Origin of the sequence: Lutibacter flavus (assembly GCF_900188355.1) — a bacterium.
Classification (GTDB): Bacteria; Bacteroidota; Bacteroidia; order Flavobacteriales; family Flavobacteriaceae; genus Lutibacter; species Lutibacter flavus.
The window spans coordinates 233,523-254,099 of the sequence record NZ_FZNX01000004.1 but is presented as its reverse complement, the minus strand read 5'-3'; the positions used below and the strand labels follow the sequence as shown (position 1 = coordinate 254,099).

Here is a 20,577-nt window from a genome sequence, read left to right as displayed (position 1 = left end):
TATTTTAACTTTTGTTATTACAAAATTGTTATAAAAATCAATGCAATGGAAGTGCAATTATTATCCACTACACTTATCACAAATACCCTTTACCACTAAGTTTACATTTTCTGAAATAAAACCATCAGGAACTGTTATTTTCGGAATTTTGTTTTCCGTTAGACAAATAGTTTTGTTACAGTTTGTACAATGAAAGTGCAAATGCAAATCAGTTTCAATTTCACAATTACAATCCTTTTCACACAGTGCATACTTTGTTATTCCTGTGCCATCATCAATTTGATGGACAATGTCTTTTTCTTCAAAAGTTTTAATTGTACGGTATAAGGTAGTTCTATCTGCTTTTTCAAAAGCATTTTCTATATCACTCAATGTTACTGCAACCTCTTTTTCTACTAGGAACTTATAAATTAACATACGCATTGCAGTAACGCGTATGTTTTTTGATTCTAGTATTTGTTCTATTGTTTCCATAATTAATGTTCGTGTTCAGCTTCACCTTTTTTCATTTCAGCAATGAGGTAGTAGGCGTTATTATAAGCAAATTTTGTTTTTGCTTTTACCTCTTCAGCAAATTTAATTGACACCCAATTATCACTTTTTTCACCAATAAATACTTCTATAGGTTTAAAGCTCCATTTGTTATTTTCTTTTTCTACAGAGAAAACATAAAATTTATCTCCATCATTGATGACAGCACTTTCAGGTAATGCTTTTGTTTGGGCACTTTTAACTTGTATTTTACCTTGAATATACATTCCTGGAATTAAGTTTCCTATTTTATTTTCTATTTCTGCGTGCAGGTGAACTGCCTTAGGGTTGTCTTCAAAAGTTTTTCCTACTGAATTTATGGTTGCTGTTAATTCCGTATTGGGTATTGATTGTACCATAAAGCTAACTTTTTGTCCTTTTTTTACTTTATACACATCTTTCTCAAAAACCATAAAATCTGCGTGTACGTATTTTGTATTTACAATTTCAAATAAGTCGGTTTGAGGCTCAACATATTGGCCAATTTTCACCTCTACCTTTTGTACAAAGCCTTCAATTGGGCTGCGCAAAGTGATTTGTTGGGCAATTGAGCCATTGCGAATTGAAGCTGTATTGATATTTAGTAATTGCAATTGCGCTGTCAAACCATTAACCATTGCTTTTGAAGCATTGTATTCTGCTTCAGCCTTTTGGAAATTAGCACCAGAGCCTACACCAGCATCATATAATTTTTGTTGACGTTCATAATCTTTTTTTAGAAAAACACTATTACTATAGGCATTTAAGTAATCTGTTTGAAGTTTTATAATATTAGGATGTGAAAGGTATGCTACTACTTGATTTTTATTTACTTTGTCGCCTTCAATGACTTTAATAGCTACTACATTAGCACCTACAACAGAAGTTATAGCAGCTTCATTTTGTGGTGGTACTTCTAAGGAACCATTCACTTCAATATAGCCACTCATATTTCGTAATGTAAGCGTATCAGTTTTCATTTTAAGTGCTTCAAACTGTTGTTGAGAGAGCATTACTTCTTCCTCATCGTGTTCTTTGTTTACTTCAGTTTTAGGTTCTTTATTTTGTGAATGATCATTATTCACGTTGTGTTTTTCTTTATTGCCACAGGCAGTACTAAAAATGACTATTATTGCTATAGTTAGGATTTTATATAATCTATTTTTCATTGTCTTATTGATTAAAAAATTGTAATTGAAATGTACTTTGTAAATAATTGATTAATGCTTCTTGCGCTTCTAGTTCAGATTGAATGGCTTCTTTTATCAATTGCGTAAATGCCGTATAATCAATTTCCCCTTCTTTGTATGCCAATAAAGCACCCGATTTTTGTTCTTTTGTTACTACGAGTACTTTATTTTTATAAAACTCCCAAGTAGCTTTCCATTTTTTATAATTCTCGCGTGCTTGTACATATTTCGATTGTACTTCCCTTTTTTTGAATTGCAGATTTGTTTCAGCAATTTCCTTTTCTATTTTAGTCGTTTTTATTTGGGCTTTGTTAGTGCCGGATAAAAAGGGGATTGAAATACCAGCTTGATAGCTATAAAACCCTGAATTACCTTCAACTTTAAGTAAACCACCTTGCAGATTGAATTTAGGTAAATTATTTGTTTTAGCAGCTTTGAAATTTGCTTCTGCTTCACTTACTCTATTTTGTGATATGCTATATAAAGGATGTTGTTCAATTTGAAAAGTATTATTGTCAGTATCCAAACTAGCTTTAAACTCATCTGAAACGGTATAGAGTTCCTCTGAAATTAACCATAGATTTAATTGCTGTAATGCAATTATATAATCACTATAAGCTTGTGCTTTTTTACTTTGTATTTGTAAAGCTTGGTTTTTAGCTGCCGAATACTCTAATTTTGAAATCGCTTCTACTTCATAATTTAAAGCTACTGCTTGTTCAAAGTTGGTGTAAATTGCATCTAGCTCATAAAAAAGATTGTATTTTCTTTTCATTTGGTAACAATATGCCCACGCTTTTTTTACTTCCAATTCTAATTCCAATTCAGATAATTGATAGGCTTTTTGTGCTAATTGAATACGTTGTTCCTGTAATCGTTTTTTTGCACCTATCCCAAATATGTCTATGTCGGATTGACCAAAACCAATAGTGGTATATATTCCATTTTCTTTGTTAATTTCTTCTCCACCTGTAAAAATTTCCGTTGTTCCAAAATCGTAAGCCGCAGCTTTTAGTTTTTGTTGCTTTGTAATTTCTAATTGTTTTTGCTTTAAAAGAGGGTAGTTGAATTTCGATAATTTAACAGCTTCGTCTAAAGAAATTTTGGGAAGCGTATTTATTTTCTCTTGTGAAATTACCTGTGTTGGAATGGCTAATGTAAATACCAATAAAGCTGTAGCTATTACCGCCTTTTTATTCATCTTAAATTTTAAAGAATTATTTTCTACCCAATGGTATAATATAGGTAATACAAATAAAGTTAGTAAGGTAGAGGTTAACAAGCCACCAATAACTACAGTTGCTAATGGACGTTGTACTTCTGCACCAGCTGAAGCAGAAACAGCCATTGGTAGGAAACCTAGAACATCTGTAAATGCTGTTAACATAATAGGTCTGATTCTTCTTTTTGTACCTTCTAATATTCTGTCTTTTAAATTGGTTACACCTTCATCCTTTAACTCGTTTAGACCACTTACCATTACTAAACCATTTAAAACTGCAACACCAAATAGGACAATAAAACCTACACCTGCTGATATACTAAATGGCATATCACGTAACCATAAAGCTATAACACCACCAATGGTTGCCATAGGAATTGCGATGTAAATCATTAATGTTTGCGGTAAGGATTTTAGGGCAAAGTATATTAAGATAAAAATGAGTAATAATGCAATAGGTACAACTGTTTGTAAACGATTACTAGCACGTTCTAGATTTTCGAAAGCACCACCATAACGAATAAAATAACCTGATGGTAATTCTAATTGCGCATCTAATTTTGATTTTAACTCTGTAACTAGTGATTTTACATCACGGCCTCTTACATTAATACCTACATAAGTTCTTCTGTTTGTATTATCTCTGCTTATTTGCATAGGTCCTGCTTTATAGGATATTTCAGCAACTTCACGTAGAGGAATTTGAGCACCTGAAGGCAAGTTGATAAACAAATTTTGAACGTCGGTAATGTCTTTTCGGTTTTGAGCGTTGAGACGTACTACCAAATCAAAACGTTTCTCACCTTCAAAAATCACACCAGCGTTTCCTCCTGCAAATGCCGATTGCACCATTTTGTTGAGGTTGTTTATTTGAAGCCCATATTGTGCTAATTTATTTCTATTGTAAACAATGGTCATTTGTGGTAAACCTGTAGTAGCTTCTGCTTTCATATCGCCAATACCTTCAGTACCTGCAATAATTTTAGCTATTTCTTCAGCTTTTTGAGATAGGATGTCAATGTCTTCTCCATAGAGTTTAATTGCAATGTCCTCTCTAACTCCTTCGAGCAATTCATTAAAACGCATTTCGATAGGTTGTGTAAACTCATAATTTACACCAGGAACGATTTCAACCGCTTCTTTCATTTTATCAATCAATTCATCTTTTGTTTCAGCTGTTGTCCATTCGCTTTTAGGTTTCAGAATTACAAATACATCCGCTAAATCCATCGGCATTGGGTCTGTTGGTATTTCGGCTACACCAATACGACTTACAATTTTATCAACCTCTGGAAATTTTGATTTTACAATTTGCTCTATTTTAGTGGTAGTTTCAATAGTTTCTGTAAGTGAACTACCAGGTTTTAAAATAGCATGAAAAGCAATATCACCTTCATCGAGTTGTGGAATAAATTCTCCGCCCATTCGTGTAAACATAAAGACGGCTAGTGCAAATAGTCCTATCGCAACACCAATTATAAGTTTTCCTTTTTGCAAGGCTTTTTCTAATAATGGTTGGTATTTGTTTTCTACCCAATGCACAAATTTATCACCATATGATTTTTTATCTGATTTAGGAACTCTTAAAATTAAAGCAGACATCATTGGCACATAGGTTAGGCAAAGTAACATTGCGCCAATCATAGCGAAAATAAAGGTTAACGCCATTGGTTTGAACATTTTACCTTCAATACCTTGTAAGGCTAAAATTGGTAGAAATACTATAAGGATGATCAACTGACCAAAAAAAGCTGCATTCATCATTTTTTTAGATGCTGAAGATGCTATGCTATCACGTTCTTTTGAGGATAACTTTTTCTTTTTAAGTATTTGTGATGCGATTAAGAATACCGTAGTTTCAACTATAATAACAGCACCATCCACAATAATACCAAAGTCGATTGCTCCTAAACTCATTAAGTTAGCCCAAACATCAAAAACATTCATTAAGATAAATGCAAATAATAAGGACAATGGAATGGTTGATGCAACGATTAAACCACCACGCCAATTACCTAACAAGAAGATTAGTACAAATATTACAATTAATGCACCTTCAGTAAGATTAGTTGCAACAGTAGAAGTTGTTTCGCCTATTAATTTGCTTCTATCTAAAAGCGGTTCAATAACTACACCTTCAGGTAAAGATTCTTGAATTAGCTCCATTCTTTCCTTCACATTGTCTATCACATCATTGGAATTAGCTCCTTTAAGCATCATTACCAAACCACCCACAACTTCGCCTTCACCATCTTGTGTTAAAGCACCGTAACGAATGGCAGCACCAAATTGTACTGTAGCAATATCATTAATAGTAACAGGAATATTATTAACTGTTTTTACCGTAATTTTTTTAATATCTTCTAAACTACGCACCAATCCTTCACCACGAATAAAATTAGCTTGATGATTTTTTTCGATATAAGCACCACCAGTATTTTGGTTATTTGCTTCAAGAGCTTCAAATACATCAGCAATAGTTAAACCTATCGACTTTAAATCGTTAGGATCAACAGCTACTTCGTATTGTTTTATTTTTCCACCTATAGCATTTACTTCTACAACACCATCAACCATTGCCATTTGGCGTTGTACTATCCAATCTTGCATTGTTCGTAAATCGGAAATTGAATATTTATCCTTAAACGCTGGTTTTACTTTTAATGTATATTGATATATTTCACCTAATCCTGTTGAAATAGGACCCATTTTAGGTTCTCCAAAACCTTCAGGGATTTGTTCTTTTACTTCATTTAGTTTTTCTGCTACTAATTGACGAGGTAGATATGTTCCCATATCGTCATCGAAAACAATGGTAACAACTGATAAACCAAAACGTGAAATTGAACGAATTTCTTCAACATTTGGAAGGTTACTCATTGCAACCTCCACAGGATAGGTGATTATTTGTTCAATATCTTCTGTCCCTAAATTCGGGGACTGTGTAATTACTTGTACTTGATTATTTGTAATGTCTGGAACGGCATCAATAGGTACTTTGGTCATACTCCAAATACCTGCTCCAATAATGGTAAGCGTAAGCAAACCAATAATGAATTTGTTATTGATTGAAAAATCAATGATTTTATTTATCATAAAAAATGTATTAATTCAGTTAAACTATTTGATATTAGCCATTATTAAAGCTAAAAATCAAAATGATAAAAACCTTTTATGGTTCTTTTGAGGATATAGTTATCCTTTAAAAACTGAATTAAACTTGGGGTGGTTGTAGGATAGTAGGATAGTAGTCTTTTTCCAATCTATATAAAAAATGAATTTCTTCTGCAGCAGTAAATGTACTTAAAACATCATAATCCATTATATTAAAATTTGTAAAACTAATTTGGCAACATTGACAACTGCAAAATGGCGAACAAAAATCACCTTCTTGATGTTGATGGTTATCATCCATATCTTGCGAAATTTCTGTTTTCACTTGATAATTTGGTGATTCATAATCTTCGCAAGGCACTAAATTAAGTGCAAAGATGTAAATTGATAATATAGCTGCTATAAATTTCACTTAGACAAAGATATAAATTATTTTATGCAATGGTTGTGCAAAAAAACGAAATTTAGGTATATGGGTGTTTAGTTGTACTTTATGTAAACCGATTTGTTGGCTGTAGGAATTATGAGACCCTTCGAGAACCCTTCGACAAGCTCAGGGTGACATATTTTATTAGAAATACTTCCGGGAATGAGGGTGTTATTTACCTGTTATTTTTCTTAATTTTTTATTTTTTTCTTTATAAAGAGCAGCTAAATCGATTACTTGAAGTGAATATTTCCCTAATGGATTGTACATTGTTAAATTATTAATATAACTACGAATATTGTTTATAGCTATGCTTAAGCCTGAGATATGAATTAAATCTTCTTTTTGTTTTTGAGCAATTATTTTAGCTTCATTAATTTCAAATATTGAAACCCCTTCAATAAACATTTTATATCCTGGTAAGGCGTTTTTAATGTTGTTGATTTCAATTTTTACAATTATGAAAATTTGACCGTATTTTATATTTTTAATGATATAGAAGGCATATTTTTACTAAAGGTTTTAGTAAAATAGTTGGCTTTTTTGTTAGGTGAATAAAATTAAAGATACAGGTCACAAAAAATACCAATATATACTATTTATAAAAATAGTATATTTGTCCCTATGCAAAAAAACAATCACATAAAAGCATTTTTCTTTTTAGGGATCTTCTCTATGCTTTTATTGCATCAAGGATTGGCTCATTGGCATCATGAACACGACATTGAACGTACATCTAAGATAGTTGCGCATAGCGATGCACACAATCACCATCACGATGTTCCAGAAAAAGAAAGTCATAACAATTGGTTTTTAGATTTGTTTTTGGAAATACATGTGCATTCAGTAGTAGCTAATGAAATACTGATAATAAACGAAAGGAGCATAAAACAACTCGATGTTAAAAAGGATATAAGTACTTATTTTTCTGATTATTATTCTATTAGTTTTATAGATTATGATAAAGTCGAAAAAATAAAGGACTATCAACCACCCAATAAATATTTAAACTCATATCGCTCTTCCCTCGATTCACGAGGCCCACCAAGTTTAGGTTAATCGTTTAGGGATACTTACTTCTGAGTTAGTAGTCCTTTTTATAAATTTAGATTAAACCTAAAAATTACAAACAATGAATAAACTAATAGTATTCGCAATTTGCGGATGCCTGTCCTTTGTTAGTGGTTTCTCTCAAACTAAAAATTTAGAGGAATTACTTAACCAAATAAAACAAAACAATACCGAGTTAAAAGCCTATCAATCTTTTATCGATGGGCAAAACTTGCAAAATAAAAGTGGTAATAATTTGCCAGACCCACAGCTTTCGGGTTATTATTTACCTTTTAGCGAACACCAAGGTAAAGATTACACCGAATTTGAAATTTCACAATCCTTCGAATTTCCAACGGTGTATGCTGCTCGAAACAAGTGGAATGCATTAAAAGAAGATCAGTTTCAAACAGCATTTACCAAAAAACGACAGGAAATTCTTTTAAAAGCAAAACAAGGCTTAATTAACTTCTATATACTTCAAAAGCAAAAAACTATTGAAGTCCATAGAAAAAAACAAAGTAAACAAGTACACGAGCAAATGCAAGAACTGTTCAACAAAGAACAGGTAGGCATTTTAGACCTCAACAAAGCCAAATTAGCTTGGATTCAAGAACAATTTGTAGTAGAACAATTAGAAGCTGAAATCCAAAATCAAATTACGGTTTTGCAAACTTTAAATGGTGAGCAATCGCTTGAATTGGATAACTTGCAATTGGATATTCCTTTTGAATTACAAACCATTGAAACACTATGGACAGAGAAATTGAAAAAAGACTCCAAACTTTTGGAGTTGCAGGCTAATGAAGCGTCAGCACTACAAAATGTAACACTCGAAAAGAATAAAATTTTACCCAACCTTGCTTTAGGCTATAATTACCAAGGTGTAAATGGCGACAATTATTCTGGTGTTTATGGTGGTTTGTCCATTCCGTTATGGAGCAGCAAAAACAAAGTGAAGGCAGCACAAGCAAATTATGAGTACCAACAATCCAGTTCGCAAGTGGTTAAGCAACTATTGTATGCAAAATTGCAACAGGAGTATAATCAGTATCAATTGTTGTTAAACAAATACACCGAATATCAAAATACCATTGAGAATCTGAACAGCGAAGATTTGCTTTTCAAAGCTTATAATTTAGGCGAATACTCCTTTTTAGAATATTATATGGAAGTGCAGTTTTATCGGAATGCAACAGACAAAATGCTGCAAATGGAAAAAGAATTACAGCTTTTACAAGCACAATTATTAATACATCAACTTTAACAATTTAAAAATCTAAAACAATGAAATCAATGATTCACGAACACCTTAAAACAAATAAACTTATTGTGAGTAAAACAGTATCAAAATATCTAATGGCATTATTGGTAATATCAGCAATAAGTTTTTCAGGATGCAGAGACACAAAAAAAGAGAAAACAGAAGAAGAACACGGACACTCTCACGATGACGATTCAGACCACACACACGAACACGAAGAAGTGAAACAAGAAGAATTTACAGTAGGTAAAGATTCTTTAAAAACTGAAGAAAAAACGCATACTCACGAAAACGGAGAAAAACACCACGACCACTAAAATTAAAACAAATGAAGAAGTATTTAATAATTGTACTTGCCTTAACGGCAATAGCTTGTAAGCAAAATAATGAAGATAATCACGCCCACAATCCAGACGGAAGTCACGTAGGCGAAGAAATACCTCGAATGGATTATACCATTTGGACAGACCAAACCGAGTTGTTTGTAGAGTTTCCTGTACTCATTGTTGGGCAACCCAGCAAATTTGCAGCGCATTTTACGGTAATGGACGGACACCAACCTGTGCGTGAAGGGTCGGTTACAGTAAGTTTAATAAAAGGAGACAAAGGCATTCGTGCCACAGGAGAAAGTCCGTCATCCCCAGGAATATTCTCTCCCATCATTCAGCCAAAGGAAGCGGGAATACATCAATTGGTATTCGACCTTTCTACACCACAATACACCGATAAAATTGTGATTAAAGATGTAATGGTGTATGCCAATTTAGATGAAGCCAACAAAGCAATTGACGATGCAGGAGATGATGGTTCCATTTCCTTTTTAAAAGAACAGGCTTGGAAAATAGATTTTCAAACCGCACCAGTCATTAAAGGTGAAATTTATGATGTGATTAATACTTCAGGTGTTTGGACACCTGCACAGGGTTCAGTAAAAACATTGGTCGCAACTGCCAATGGTACAGTAAATTTTGCCACAACTAACCTAACGGAAGGAACGGAAGTTAAGCAAGGTCAATTACTTATGAATGTAAGCAGCAAAGGATTAACAAGCAATAATTTAAGCGCAGAAATAGCTAAAGCCAAAGCGAACTACGACCAAGCCACATCAGAATACGACAGAAAAAAGGAACTTTACGAGAGTAAAATTATTCCAAAGTCTGAATTTGAAAAAGTAGAGAGTAACTACAACATTGCAAAATCGCAATACCAATCTCTTGCTTTAGGTGTGTCTGATGGTAGCAAACAAATTAGAGCCCCTTTTAATGGGTTTATAAGAAGTGTAAATATTGCTAATGGCGATTACGCAGAACAAGGAACCGTTTTAATAAGTGTAGCGACCGAACAATCAAAAGTTCTAAAATCGCAAATAGCACCTACTTATGGTTTAACGATGCAAAACATTAAAGGTGTTTGGTATCAAACTGAAGAAGGTCAATGGAAAAGCATTAGAGATTCAGAAGGAGAAATACTATCCATATCTAAAGATATTGAACATAATAATCCACTTATTTCGGTCTATGCTCAAGTAAATGATCCTATTAAAGTTCCAAATGGTAGCTTAACCCAAGTACAAATTGCTATGGGTAACGCAATTCAAAACACAATGATTCCAGTGAATGCATTGTTGGAGGATTATGGAAGTTATTCGGTTATGGTTCAGCTTTCAGGAGAAAGTTTTGAAAGACGACCTGTTAAAATAGGAAAACGTAATGGCAAGAATGTAGAAATTCTACAAGGCCTAAAAGTTGGCGAAGTGGTAGTAACCATAGGCGCATATCAAGTTAAAATGGCTTCAATGTCTGGTTCTACACCTGCACACGGTCACGAACATTAAAAACGAAGAGAAATGTTAAACAAAATATTATCAATTTCACTTCAAAACAGATTGCTCATTTTATTGGGAGCAGTTGCATTGAGTGTGTTGGGTATTTATTATGCACGTACAATGAACGTGGATGTATTCCCAGACCTAACAGCACCAACGGTAACCATCCTTACCGAAGCCCACGGAATGGAATCTGAAGAAGTAGAAAAATTAGTAACCTATCAATTAGAAACTGCCTTAAACGGTTCGCCAAATGTAAGGCGAATTCGTTCATCATCAGCAGCAGGTATTTCCATTGTTTGGGTAGAATTTGAATGGGGAACCGATATTTATCGCGCACGCCAAATTGTTAGTGAGCGAATTCCGATGGTACGTGAGAATTTACCCGAAGGTATTGGCGCACCAACAATGGCACCTATTTCATCTATTATGGGTGAAATAATGCTCTTGGGTGTTACTTCAGATAGTTTGTCGCCAATGGAATTACGAACCTTATCAGATTGGACAATTAGACCACGTATTAAGGCGATTGGTGGTATTGCAAATGTGGTGGTCATTGGTGGCGATTACAAACAATACCAAGTATTTGCCAATCCTGAAAAGATGAAGCATTATAATGTAAGTCTTTCCGAATTGTTAGAAAACGTACAGGAAGCAAACAAAAATGCACCTGGTGGTGTAATTAACCAATATGGGAATCAATACATCATTAAAGGTAGCGGTAGAGCTTATGCGTTAGAAGATTTACGGGAAGCAGTCTTAAAACAAGTCAATGGTCAAACCATAAAAATTAAGGACGTGGCGACTGTGAAAATTGGAGCTGCCGATAAAATTGGTGATGGTTCATTAAATGCGAAACCAGCAGTTATTTTAACCATTTCAAAACAACCTGATGTAAATACGTTGGAACTGACAGACCTTTTGGATGAAGCCATTGCCGATTTACAAACAACGTTGCCAAAAGGTGTAACTATCAAAAATCACATTTTTAGACAGTCTGATTTTATAGAAGCATCCATTAGTAATTTAAATTGGACCTTACTGGAAGGTGCATTCTTTGTAATGATTATCCTTTTCATCTTTTTAATGAATTGGAGAACAACTTTAATATCATTATTGGCAATTCCAATTTCATTATTGGTATCCATTATCATTTTAAAATGGTTAGGTTATACTATTAACACAATGAGTTTGGGTGGTATGGCAATTGCTATTGGTGCTTTGGTAGATGATGCCATTATTGATGTGGAGAATGTATATAAACGCTTACGAGAAAATATTAAAAAGCCGAAAGCAGAACGACAATCAACAATTACAGTGGTGCGTGATGCATCAGTAGAAATACGAAGTTCAATTATAATTGCTACCCTAATTATTATTGTATCATTTATTCCATTATTCTTTTTAAGTGGAATGGAAGGGCGCTTATTACAACCGTTAGGTATTGCGTTTGTGACTTCGGTTTTAACATCATTAATAGTTGCGGTAACCGTAACACCAATTTTATGTTCTTATTTGTTAAAAAATGAAAAACTACTCCTCAAACGTTCAGAAGGTACGCGTGTTGAACGCTGGTTACAGAAAAAATATGGTAATCTGTTGCAACGAGCCACTAATATTCCAAAAACAATTATTGGAACTACAGTAATTGCATTTATCATTAGTATAGTAGTATTAACCCAATTAGGAAGAAGTTTTTTACCCGAATTTAATGAAGGCTCTTTAGTAATTAGTGTTGTTGGCCCACCAGCAATGTCTTTAGAAGAAAGTAATAAAACTGGGAAATTGATAGAAACTCTTTTATTGGATTTACCAGAAGTAGAAGTTGTTACTCGAAGACAAGGAAGAGCAGAATTAGATGAGCACGCGCAAGGCGTAAATGCTTCAGAAATTGATGTGCCTTTTATTCTGAAAGATAAAACCAAAGAAGAATTCTTTGAAGAAGTTCGAAGCAAATTAAGCATCGCACCAGGTGTAAATATAACATTGGGACAACCTATTGCACATCGCATTGACCATATGTTATCAGGTACACGTGCTAATATTGCCATCAAGATTTTTGGTTCAGATTTACAACGCTTGTTTGAAGTTGGTAAAAGCGTAGAACAGAACATTAAGGATATTGACGGATTAGCAGATGTTGCGGTAGATCAACAAATTGAAGTGCCACAAATTCGTATTAAACCAAAACGCCAGATTCTCGCAGCATATGGAATGACTGTTGGCAATTTAATGGAACAAGTAGATATTGCTTTTGCCGGAGAAGAAGCAGGCGAGATTTATGAAGGTCAGCACTATTTCGATTTAATAGTTCGCTACGAAAAACCTTTTAGGAATACTATTGAAAACATCAGTAATACTTTAATAAGTCTTCCTAATGGTGGGCAAACCATATTAGGTGAATTAGCAACCATTCAATCTGTAAGTAGTCCAAACACCATTAATCGTGAAGATGTACAACGTAAAATTGTAGTAGCTGCCAATGTACAAGGCAGGGATATACACAGTGCAGTAAATGAAATTAAAGAAGTTGTTGCAAACAATGTAACTATGCCAGAAGGGTATCGAGTAGAATATGGCGGACAGTTTGAAAGTGAATCCAAAGCATCATTGTTGCTTTTAGTAACAGCAATCATTGCAATAGTTATTATTTTTCTATTACTATATTTTGAATTTAAAGATGTAAAATTAGCATTTGTCGTATTAATTAATTTACCACTGGCATTGATTGGTGGAATATTAATTGTGTACTTCACATCAGGAATCATCAGTATTGCAGCAACTATTGGATTTATTAGTCTATTTGGTATTGCAACTCGTAATGGTATTTTATTGGTGTCACGTTATGAAGATTTAAGAAAAGAAGGTATGCAAGGATTTCAGTTAATAAAGACAGGAGCTTTAGATAGGTTAAATCCTATTATAATGACCGCATTTACAACAGGTTTAGCATTAATTCCTTTGGCTTTAAAAGGGGGAGAACCAGGCAGCGAAATTCAAAGCCCAATGGCGGTAGTTATTTTAGGAGGTTTGTTATCAGCAACTATATTAAACTTGGTTGTAATTCCTTGTGTATATCAATTAATAATTCGTAAACCCAATATTGAGTAATCTGTTTTAATTAAAGAAAAGGCTGTGTAAAATAAGCACAGTCTTTTTTTATATTACTGATTTTAATAAATTTGGAATTATTTACCTGTTATTTTTCTATATTTATTAATGATTTTAGCAAAACCTTGTTCAATTTTTCTAAATTCTTGCTCATCATTTAAACTTTCCCAGTCAAATTTAGTGTCTCGGTATAAATATATGGGCTGGCCTATATTATTCCAGTAATATTTAAATCCTATAAACTCAAATTCTTCATAGGTGCTTTTCCATTTTTCGAATAGTACTTTAAGTTCTTCTTTACTATAATTAATTTGAATCTCGCATCGGTGGTAATCTAATATCACATCAATTTTATCGAAATAGCTTTCGCATCTTGATAACCAATAACCTTCTGATGCCTCAAAAGGTTTGAACTTTTTGTTCAAAAAGTATTTGTTCATCATTACACATCGTTCAATTTCTAATTCTTCATTTGTTTTTATTATATGAATATCAAACGAGGTGCTTTTAGATCTTTCGCAGATTTTCAATTTTTGAGCCATTGACAATTTCTCTAATTTCTGTAATAGCATCATCAAATAATGCTTTGTCATCACCACAAGACCAATCATCTTCTTCTCCTTTTTGATTTAAACTTGTATGGTGAATAAGTACGCCCATTTCTCGATTGTTAATTTCTGAATAATCGTATAAATTCATTGAGCCTACAATTAATAATTGCCCATTAAAATAGCATTTGCAATGAATATTAGGATGGTGTAATAAGTTGAGATTGTTGAGTGAAATTAACTTCATCTTTTCTTTTTCAGATAATTTATTTTCACGATAAATTAATGTTATTTCAACATTGTTTTTATCCGCAGTTTGAAGTGATTCATAAATATTATCTGATGTTTGAATATAGGGTACAACTAGAATTAATTCTTTTTCACTTTCTTGAATTAATTTAGGTATCCAATGGTTTAATTTTGGGGTGTTTAAAAAAATGGCCATTGTTATTATTTACTATAAAAAATACTTAATTAGTAGATTTATTTTTCTTAATTTTTTTATTTTTTTCTTTATAAAGCGCAGCTAAATCAATTACTGGCAATGAGTATTTTCCTAATGGATTGTACATTGTTAAATTATCAATATAACTACGAATATTGTTTATAGCTATGCTTAAGCCTGAGATATGAATTAAATCGTCTTTTTGTTTTTGAGCAACTATTTTAGCTTCATTAATTTCAAATATTGAAACCCCTTCAATAAACATTTTATATCCTGGTAAGGCGTTTTTAATGTTGTTAATTTCAACTTTTACAAATATGTATATTTGACCATTGTCTTGTAATTTATGTGCAAAGTCGAAATCAATTTTATAATTCCCAAAAGTTTCAGTGATGTTGGTTGTTTCTTCGTTTGGTTCAATAAAATTATAGTTACAATTTAATACAAAAAAATCGGTTTGTACTAATGGCGATTTGGTTATTTTCATTACAAAAAAAATTAAGCGGATTGGTAATCTACTGTACTAAAATTATAAGGTTTAGCTGTGTTTTTTATACGACTTGGCAGGGTGTTAAACGGTTTGTTTTTTATAATTTTTATATAATCGCCGTTGTGCGACTGGTAAAATTTATTCAAATACTGAGAGATGTCATCTTCAGAAATTTGAGAATTAATTTCACCTTCTAAGCCAATATTAAACTCAATATTTAGAACATCTTTCATTTTTGCCAAGGTTAAAAAGTTTGGCATTTTATTCCCTCTAAATAACTGGGTAATATAACTTGCTGAAGTTCCAATTGCCTCGGCTAGTTCTTTTCTATTACCATTGTTTTTATCTAATTCTTTTTGAACAATTGATAAAAATTTAGAGACTAATATTTTGGCTTCTACTTCCCATTTGTCTTCTTTATTTTCAAAGTTAAATATACTGTCAAATTCATTGTGCATTTCTTTCAATGATCTCGTATTCATAGTTTGAAATTTTGTTTATTATGTGTGTGGTTTTTGGAGAGTTTTTTTGTGTTTTCTTTTTCTCAAATAGCTCAACGGCTACAACTGTAAATGTTTTATCATCTTGGGTAAATTCTTTACAATAAATTCTATCATTAGAACGGCCTTTAAAAAATTTCATTGCGGTTACACTTTTAGCCTTTTTATTGATATTTTCTTTATCATATAAATCAGGTACTCTTAACTGGTTTAGGATGATGCCAACCACATGGTTGAATTTCTTTTGATGCAATTTTGCATACGCTAAAATGGTTTCAAAATTTTCAGCATCAACACAAACACATCGTTTCCCATCGCTACTTTTTCTAATTATTATTGCTTTTCTACGCACAAAATTAAGCTATTGGTTAATTATTTCAAAGTTTTTAGCAATTTATTAACAGTAAATTGTTAATAATAATTGATTTGTAGTTGGTTAACTGTTTCTTTTTCATAGTTTTTATAATATACATGTTAGTTTATTCTTTCTTTTCGTATAATAAATCCTGATTTAAAATTTTATTTACTGCCTGCATATCTTGAAATGTAGATTTTGCTTTGCTAATAATTAATTGAATTATTTTATTTGAAACCTCCATTTGTTTCATTAATCCTATTCCTACTATATAATCTAACAGTAAAGAAATGTACAGTAATTCAAACTGGGAAAAAATATTATTTTTTGTATTATTTCTATGTACTAAATAATCTCTGTTTCTAACTATTTTTTTGATATACCCTTTAATATCTTTTTCGGGAATATTGGTTATTTCAATTAACAAATCCTTATGTTCAAAAAAGTATTTTTCAGCTGATGGATTTTTATGTTTATTACCGAAAATTGAGCTGAATGCTTCAAAAGCAGCGTATGAATTAGTAAATCTTCTACTATGACTTGTTTTAATAGAAAGTAGGTTTTCAATTATTATATCAGAACAATAAGCAACATCCTTATTTGTAAACCAATGTTTAATAATGTTTGAAAACTCATCTTTTATTTTCCAGTAATCAATGTTAATGTAACTGGAAATATTATTTTTTGTATAGTCATTTTTATAGTATAATGATGCCCAATAACCACAACCTAAACATTGAAAACTAAATGATTTAAACTGAGCGGATTTTCCGTAAATAAAATAAAATAGTTTTTGAAATGTATTGTAGAGTTCAATAGCTTCAAGAATGGATACTTCAATTGTAGATTTAAAAGTTACATAACCAACATTATCCATTCTAAAAAATTCTTGATTGGATGTATGGGTAGTAGACTTTGTAACTGTAATATTTAAATTTTCATTAATGTTTGTAGAAAGTTTTATGTCTTCTTGCTTTTCCAGTTTTTGCTCAATAGAGTTATACAGATGCATTCCTCTAATCCAATTGACAATGGCAGAATTATCAATTTGAAAATGTTTTATTTTTAATCCAATAGGGTCTATTGGATGATGACCACTAACAAAGGTGTATTTTGGTTGATAGGTTAACGTTTCAATCATACCTGTTGAACTATTTCTAATTAAACAATTCACAAAAGTTAAATGACCTAAACTTGTAAATTCACCATAAATAATTGGAATAAGTGATGCTGTATTTTTAATTGTTAAATTGGTTGTAATGTAAACCTTATCATCTATTAATTCTAATAAACAAAAGCATTTATTAGCTTCATCAGATTGTAAGAAAACCTCACCGTAATATTTATTTTCTTTAAACATTTATTTATAATGAATACATTTTGATTTATGAGTTTTCAATAATCTCTATTTCATCTGGAGCTAAGTTATACAACTTGTACACCATTTGATCAATTGTTTTTTCGGTTTGGTTAATTTGAGTTTGTAACTCTTGGGCTTTTTTCTTGTTGTCCTCAAAGAGTTCTAACCACTCAAACTCGTCTTTTTTGGTAAGCGGTGTGCCACCTGCTTTTTTAATGGCTTTGTTGAGTTCTTTTATAAAGTCTGCAAAGTCTAACTCGTGCCAGTTTTCGAGTTTTCGGGTTAGTTTTTCAATTTGTGTACTTACTGAAAAGTACTTTATAAACTTATTAGTATAATCATTCAATTCTTTGTTTAAATCAAGTAATGAAACGACTAACTTTTTGAATTTTTCTTGTTCCTCAACAGTTATTTTTTTTACTGGTATTGTTCTAATGTCAGATAAGGTTAATTGAGAAAAATCATCCTTTGAAGCAGTCGTTGAGCCTTTAGTTTTCATAAATGAAAATAACTTACTATTGATTAAAGCCAATAAGTAATGTATTTCGTAATTATCATTTGTTATTTTAAGATTATAAATATCTTTTTTATTGACAAACTCATCACTTACAAGTGAAGCCATAATTCTAAATTGTCTATTTATTAATCTGCGTATAATTATTCTTTCATCTTGGAAAAAAGAATAATCTTTTGGCTTCTCTCTTAAATTATCGCTGTAATGTACCCAAGAAAATTCTTCAGACTTCTGATACCTTCCCAAATATCCAGTAAAGTATTTTTTATACCCTTCAATATAATCATCACTAACATCATTTGAATTTGGTAAAATCCCTCTTATGGAATCACTAATATCATCGAGAGTAATTGTGTCTTTAACTATTTTTGGTTGAAGAGTGTAGAAAAAAGGATTTAAAACAACTTTTAAAGAATCCAATTGCATCCAAAACTTGGATGGAAGCAATAATAAATTTCTTTCTTCAATTAAACTGGTATCGAATTTTTCACGGGCTCCAAACTCTAATACTCTTGAGTAATATTCTTCTGATTTTTCATTATTGAATACATAAATACCTGTATCAACATAGGCATCTTTAAAGACATCATAAGGAAGTTTAATACCTATTTCTAATTTCAAATTCGAGGCAATAAACTTTCTTGTACTATTATATTTATCACCTGTTTGCCACGAAACAGGAATTATGTAGCTACTATAAGAAGATTCTTTTGTAATTCTACTTGCTAATTCTATGAATGAAGTATAAATATCAAAATTTGATTGAAAACTAATAAAATTGTTAGTTATATATTCTCTAACGGATTCAGACAATTTAGCACCATAAGGTGGATTTCCAATAATTACATCAAAGCCTTGTTTTACATCAGCAGATTGCTTCGTCGTGCCTCCTCGCAATGACGGATTGAATATCTGTGGAAATTCTTGTTGCCAATTAAAGGCTTTATCGCCTGCTACGGTTTTGCTATCAATTAATGAGTTACCACATTTAATATTGTTGCTTAAATCGTTGAGTTTTCGTCGTGGTTGTGCAGTACGTAACCAAAGCGATAGCTTGGCTATTTCTACGGATTCTTCGTTAAGGTCAACCCCATAAATATTGTTTTCTAAAATAGTGTTTTCTATATCGCTTAATATAAGGCCACCACCCAATACTTTTGCTTTTAGCTCATCGATGTAACGGTGTTCTTTAATGAGAAAATCTAATGCTTGGTTTAAAAATGCTCCAGAACCACAAGCAGGGTCGCAGATAGTAATTTGAAGTAACCACGCTCTGTAGTTATCTAAAACTTCTAATAGTTGCTTTTTGGTGTTTTGGTGTGTTCCCTTTTTTATCTCGAAATAGGCTTCTTCCTTAAAACCTAATTGGTCTTTTTTCTCTTGGCAGAGTTTACCAACGGTATTTTCTACAATGTATTTGGTAATGTATTTTGGTGTGTAGAACACGCCATCTTTTTTGCGCTTGCTCTTTTGCTTATCGAACTCGCCACCTTCAATTTCGGCATTAACGCTTTCTATTTCGTTAAGTGAGTTTTCAAAGATGTGACCTAAAATATTGACATCTACTTGACTGCTAAAATCGTATTTAGCGAGTTTGTAGGTGTGTTTATAAAGCAAGTCGTCATCAATCTCCAAACTATCGAGAATGGCATCTGGTTTAAACAATCCGCCATTGTAGGCATAGATTTCTGCTCTTGAGGTTGTGCCTTTTCTACCTTCATCCAAGAAATGAAAGTATTGTTTAAAGAGGTTATATAATGGACGTTCGTCTCCAAAATCGATGTCGGCTTTCCACTTATCCAGAATTTGGATGGTTGAATTTGGTGGTAACAGGTCTCTATCTTCTGCAAAGAAAATGAACAGGAAACGGTCTATGAGTTTCTGTGATTTTTTGAATAGGGGTAGTTTTACGTTTTTTTCGAGTGCTTTTAGTTCATTACTATCGTCTTCATTATGAGATTGCTGCGCTTCGCTCGCAATGACATTTTGTTTTAGACGTTTGGCATTTCGTTTTACGAGGTCTCTAAAGAGTTCGCGTTTAAATACGGAATAGTCGTTGTAAAACTGTTTGGTAATCTTGTCTTCCTCTACTAAAGAAGCTTCTTTTATGGTTAGCGGTAGATTGTTAAGAATGTTATCCTTTTGCAAGCACAAGTACATTAAGGCAAATTCTTCGGGTGCTAATTGAAAGAGATTGAACTCTAAAAACTCGGTAGCATCATTGATGTAAAATCGCAACTTCTCAAAATTGGATGTAATGACATACACACAGCCTTTTTGATTGGCTTTATAGTCGAATGCCTGTTTACGGATGCTTTCTAAATCTTTGGTATTGGTTCCTTTTAGCTCAATAACTCCAATAGCTTTTGTTTCCTTTAAAATGGCTCCATCTGCTTTACCTGCGCCTTTTTGGTTTTTAAACTCGGTAGTGATATTAAAATTAGGCTTTGGATTTAGTGTATAATCCAAGACAATGACAAACAGCTCGTCAAGAAACTTAGCCTGGTACTGTTCTTCTTTAGAGTTTTTAATGTTCTCCTGAATTGTAGCATTGTGAAAATACTTGGTGTATTTCTTATAGGCACGCTCTACTACTGAATTATCTTGTTGCGCCAGATATGTTTTTAATACTGATGTTTGAAATAATGCCAT

The 20,577-nt window shown here is 32.3% G+C and carries 17 protein-coding genes; 5 read left to right on the top strand and 12 right to left on the bottom strand.

Annotation, left to right across the window (positions count from 1 at the left end; genetic code table 11):
* Positions 1-60 precede the first annotated feature (60 nt).
* From CHB63_RS12390 to CHB63_RS12370, 5 genes are all read right to left on the bottom strand, one after another.
* The gene (locus CHB63_RS12390) at positions 61-474 is read right to left on the bottom strand and encodes a Fur family transcriptional regulator (protein ID WP_089378793.1); all 414 of its coding nucleotides are present in this window, start codon (positions 472-474) and stop codon (positions 61-63) included.
* Positions 475-476: 2 nt separating this feature from the next.
* Positions 477-1,679: an efflux RND transporter periplasmic adaptor subunit gene (locus CHB63_RS12385; protein ID WP_089378792.1), complete on the bottom strand. Its 1,203-nt coding sequence runs from the start codon at positions 1,677-1,679 to the stop codon at positions 477-479.
* 4 nt (positions 1,680-1,683) lie between these two features.
* Complete coding sequence (locus CHB63_RS12380; RefSeq protein WP_089378791.1) at positions 1,684-6,018, bottom strand: CusA/CzcA family heavy metal efflux RND transporter; 4,335 nt, start codon at positions 6,016-6,018, stop codon at positions 1,684-1,686.
* A 118-nt stretch (positions 6,019-6,136) separates the two neighbouring features.
* Positions 6,137-6,448: a DUF6660 family protein gene (locus CHB63_RS12375; RefSeq protein ID WP_089378790.1), complete on the bottom strand. Its 312-nt coding sequence runs from the start codon at positions 6,446-6,448 to the stop codon at positions 6,137-6,139.
* A gap of 186 nt (positions 6,449-6,634) precedes the next feature.
* Positions 6,635-6,871 carry a hypothetical protein gene (locus tag CHB63_RS12370; RefSeq protein ID WP_089378789.1) on the bottom strand — a complete coding sequence of 79 codons (237 nt, stop codon included), beginning with the start codon at positions 6,869-6,871 and terminating at the stop codon, positions 6,635-6,637.
* A 216-nt stretch (positions 6,872-7,087) separates the two neighbouring features.
* On the opposite strand from CHB63_RS12370, the gene CHB63_RS12365 reads away from it, so the two are divergent.
* The 5 genes from CHB63_RS12365 to CHB63_RS12345 all read left to right on the top strand — a co-directional run bounded on the left by CHB63_RS12365 (position 7,088) and on the right by CHB63_RS12345 (position 13,713).
* The gene (locus tag CHB63_RS12365) at positions 7,088-7,522 is read left to right on the top strand and encodes a hypothetical protein (protein WP_089378788.1); all 435 of its coding nucleotides are present in this window, start codon (positions 7,088-7,090) and stop codon (positions 7,520-7,522) included.
* Positions 7,523-7,595: 73 nt separating this feature from the next.
* Positions 7,596-8,780: a TolC family protein gene (locus CHB63_RS12360; RefSeq protein ID WP_089378787.1), complete on the top strand. Its 1,185-nt coding sequence runs from the start codon at positions 7,596-7,598 to the stop codon at positions 8,778-8,780.
* 20 nt (positions 8,781-8,800) lie between these two features.
* Positions 8,801-9,094 (top strand): hypothetical protein, encoded by a 294-nt coding sequence (locus tag CHB63_RS12355; protein WP_245856951.1) that lies wholly within the window; start codon positions 8,801-8,803, stop codon positions 9,092-9,094.
* An 11-nt stretch (positions 9,095-9,105) separates the two neighbouring features.
* Positions 9,106-10,611, top strand: coding sequence for an efflux RND transporter periplasmic adaptor subunit (locus CHB63_RS12350; protein ID WP_089378786.1), 1,506 nt, complete (start codon positions 9,106-9,108; stop codon positions 10,609-10,611).
* Between the two features lie 12 nt (positions 10,612-10,623).
* A complete protein-coding gene (locus CHB63_RS12345; protein WP_089378785.1) occupies positions 10,624-13,713 on the top strand; it encodes an efflux RND transporter permease subunit in 3,090 nt (1,029 codons plus the stop codon).
* Positions 13,714-13,790: 77 nt separating this feature from the next.
* Here the strand turns inward: CHB63_RS12345 and CHB63_RS12340 are convergent, their stop codons facing one another.
* The 7 genes from CHB63_RS12340 to CHB63_RS12310 all read right to left on the bottom strand — a co-directional run bounded on the left by CHB63_RS12340 (position 13,791) and on the right by CHB63_RS12310 (position 20,577).
* A complete protein-coding gene (locus CHB63_RS12340) occupies positions 13,791-14,243 on the bottom strand; it encodes a hypothetical protein (protein ID WP_141107310.1) in 453 nt (150 codons plus the stop codon).
* Entirely contained in the window at positions 14,221-14,706 is a 486-nt protein-coding gene (locus tag CHB63_RS12335) for a phospholipase D-like domain-containing protein (RefSeq protein WP_089378783.1), read from the bottom strand. Before CHB63_RS12335 ends, CHB63_RS12340 begins: the two co-directional genes overlap by 23 nt.
* Positions 14,707-14,731: 25 nt before the next feature.
* A complete protein-coding gene (locus CHB63_RS12330) occupies positions 14,732-15,193 on the bottom strand; it encodes a hypothetical protein (protein ID WP_089378782.1) in 462 nt (153 codons plus the stop codon).
* 11 nt (positions 15,194-15,204) lie between these two features.
* Positions 15,205-15,678, bottom strand: a complete 474-nt coding sequence (locus tag CHB63_RS12325) for a helix-turn-helix domain-containing protein (protein ID WP_089378781.1) — start codon at positions 15,676-15,678, stop codon at positions 15,205-15,207.
* Positions 15,644-16,048 carry a hypothetical protein gene (locus CHB63_RS12320; RefSeq protein WP_089378780.1) on the bottom strand — a complete coding sequence of 135 codons (405 nt, stop codon included), beginning with the start codon at positions 16,046-16,048 and terminating at the stop codon, positions 15,644-15,646. The genes CHB63_RS12325 and CHB63_RS12320 overlap by 35 nt, the downstream gene beginning before the upstream one ends.
* A 127-nt stretch (positions 16,049-16,175) precedes the next feature.
* Positions 16,176-17,411 carry an ApeA N-terminal domain 1-containing protein gene (locus tag CHB63_RS12315; RefSeq protein ID WP_089378779.1) on the bottom strand — a complete coding sequence of 412 codons (1,236 nt, stop codon included), beginning with the start codon at positions 17,409-17,411 and terminating at the stop codon, positions 16,176-16,178.
* Between the two features lie 25 nt (positions 17,412-17,436).
* Positions 17,437-20,577: an Eco57I restriction-modification methylase domain-containing protein gene (locus CHB63_RS12310; protein ID WP_089378778.1), complete on the bottom strand. Its 3,141-nt coding sequence runs from the start codon at positions 20,575-20,577 to the stop codon at positions 17,437-17,439.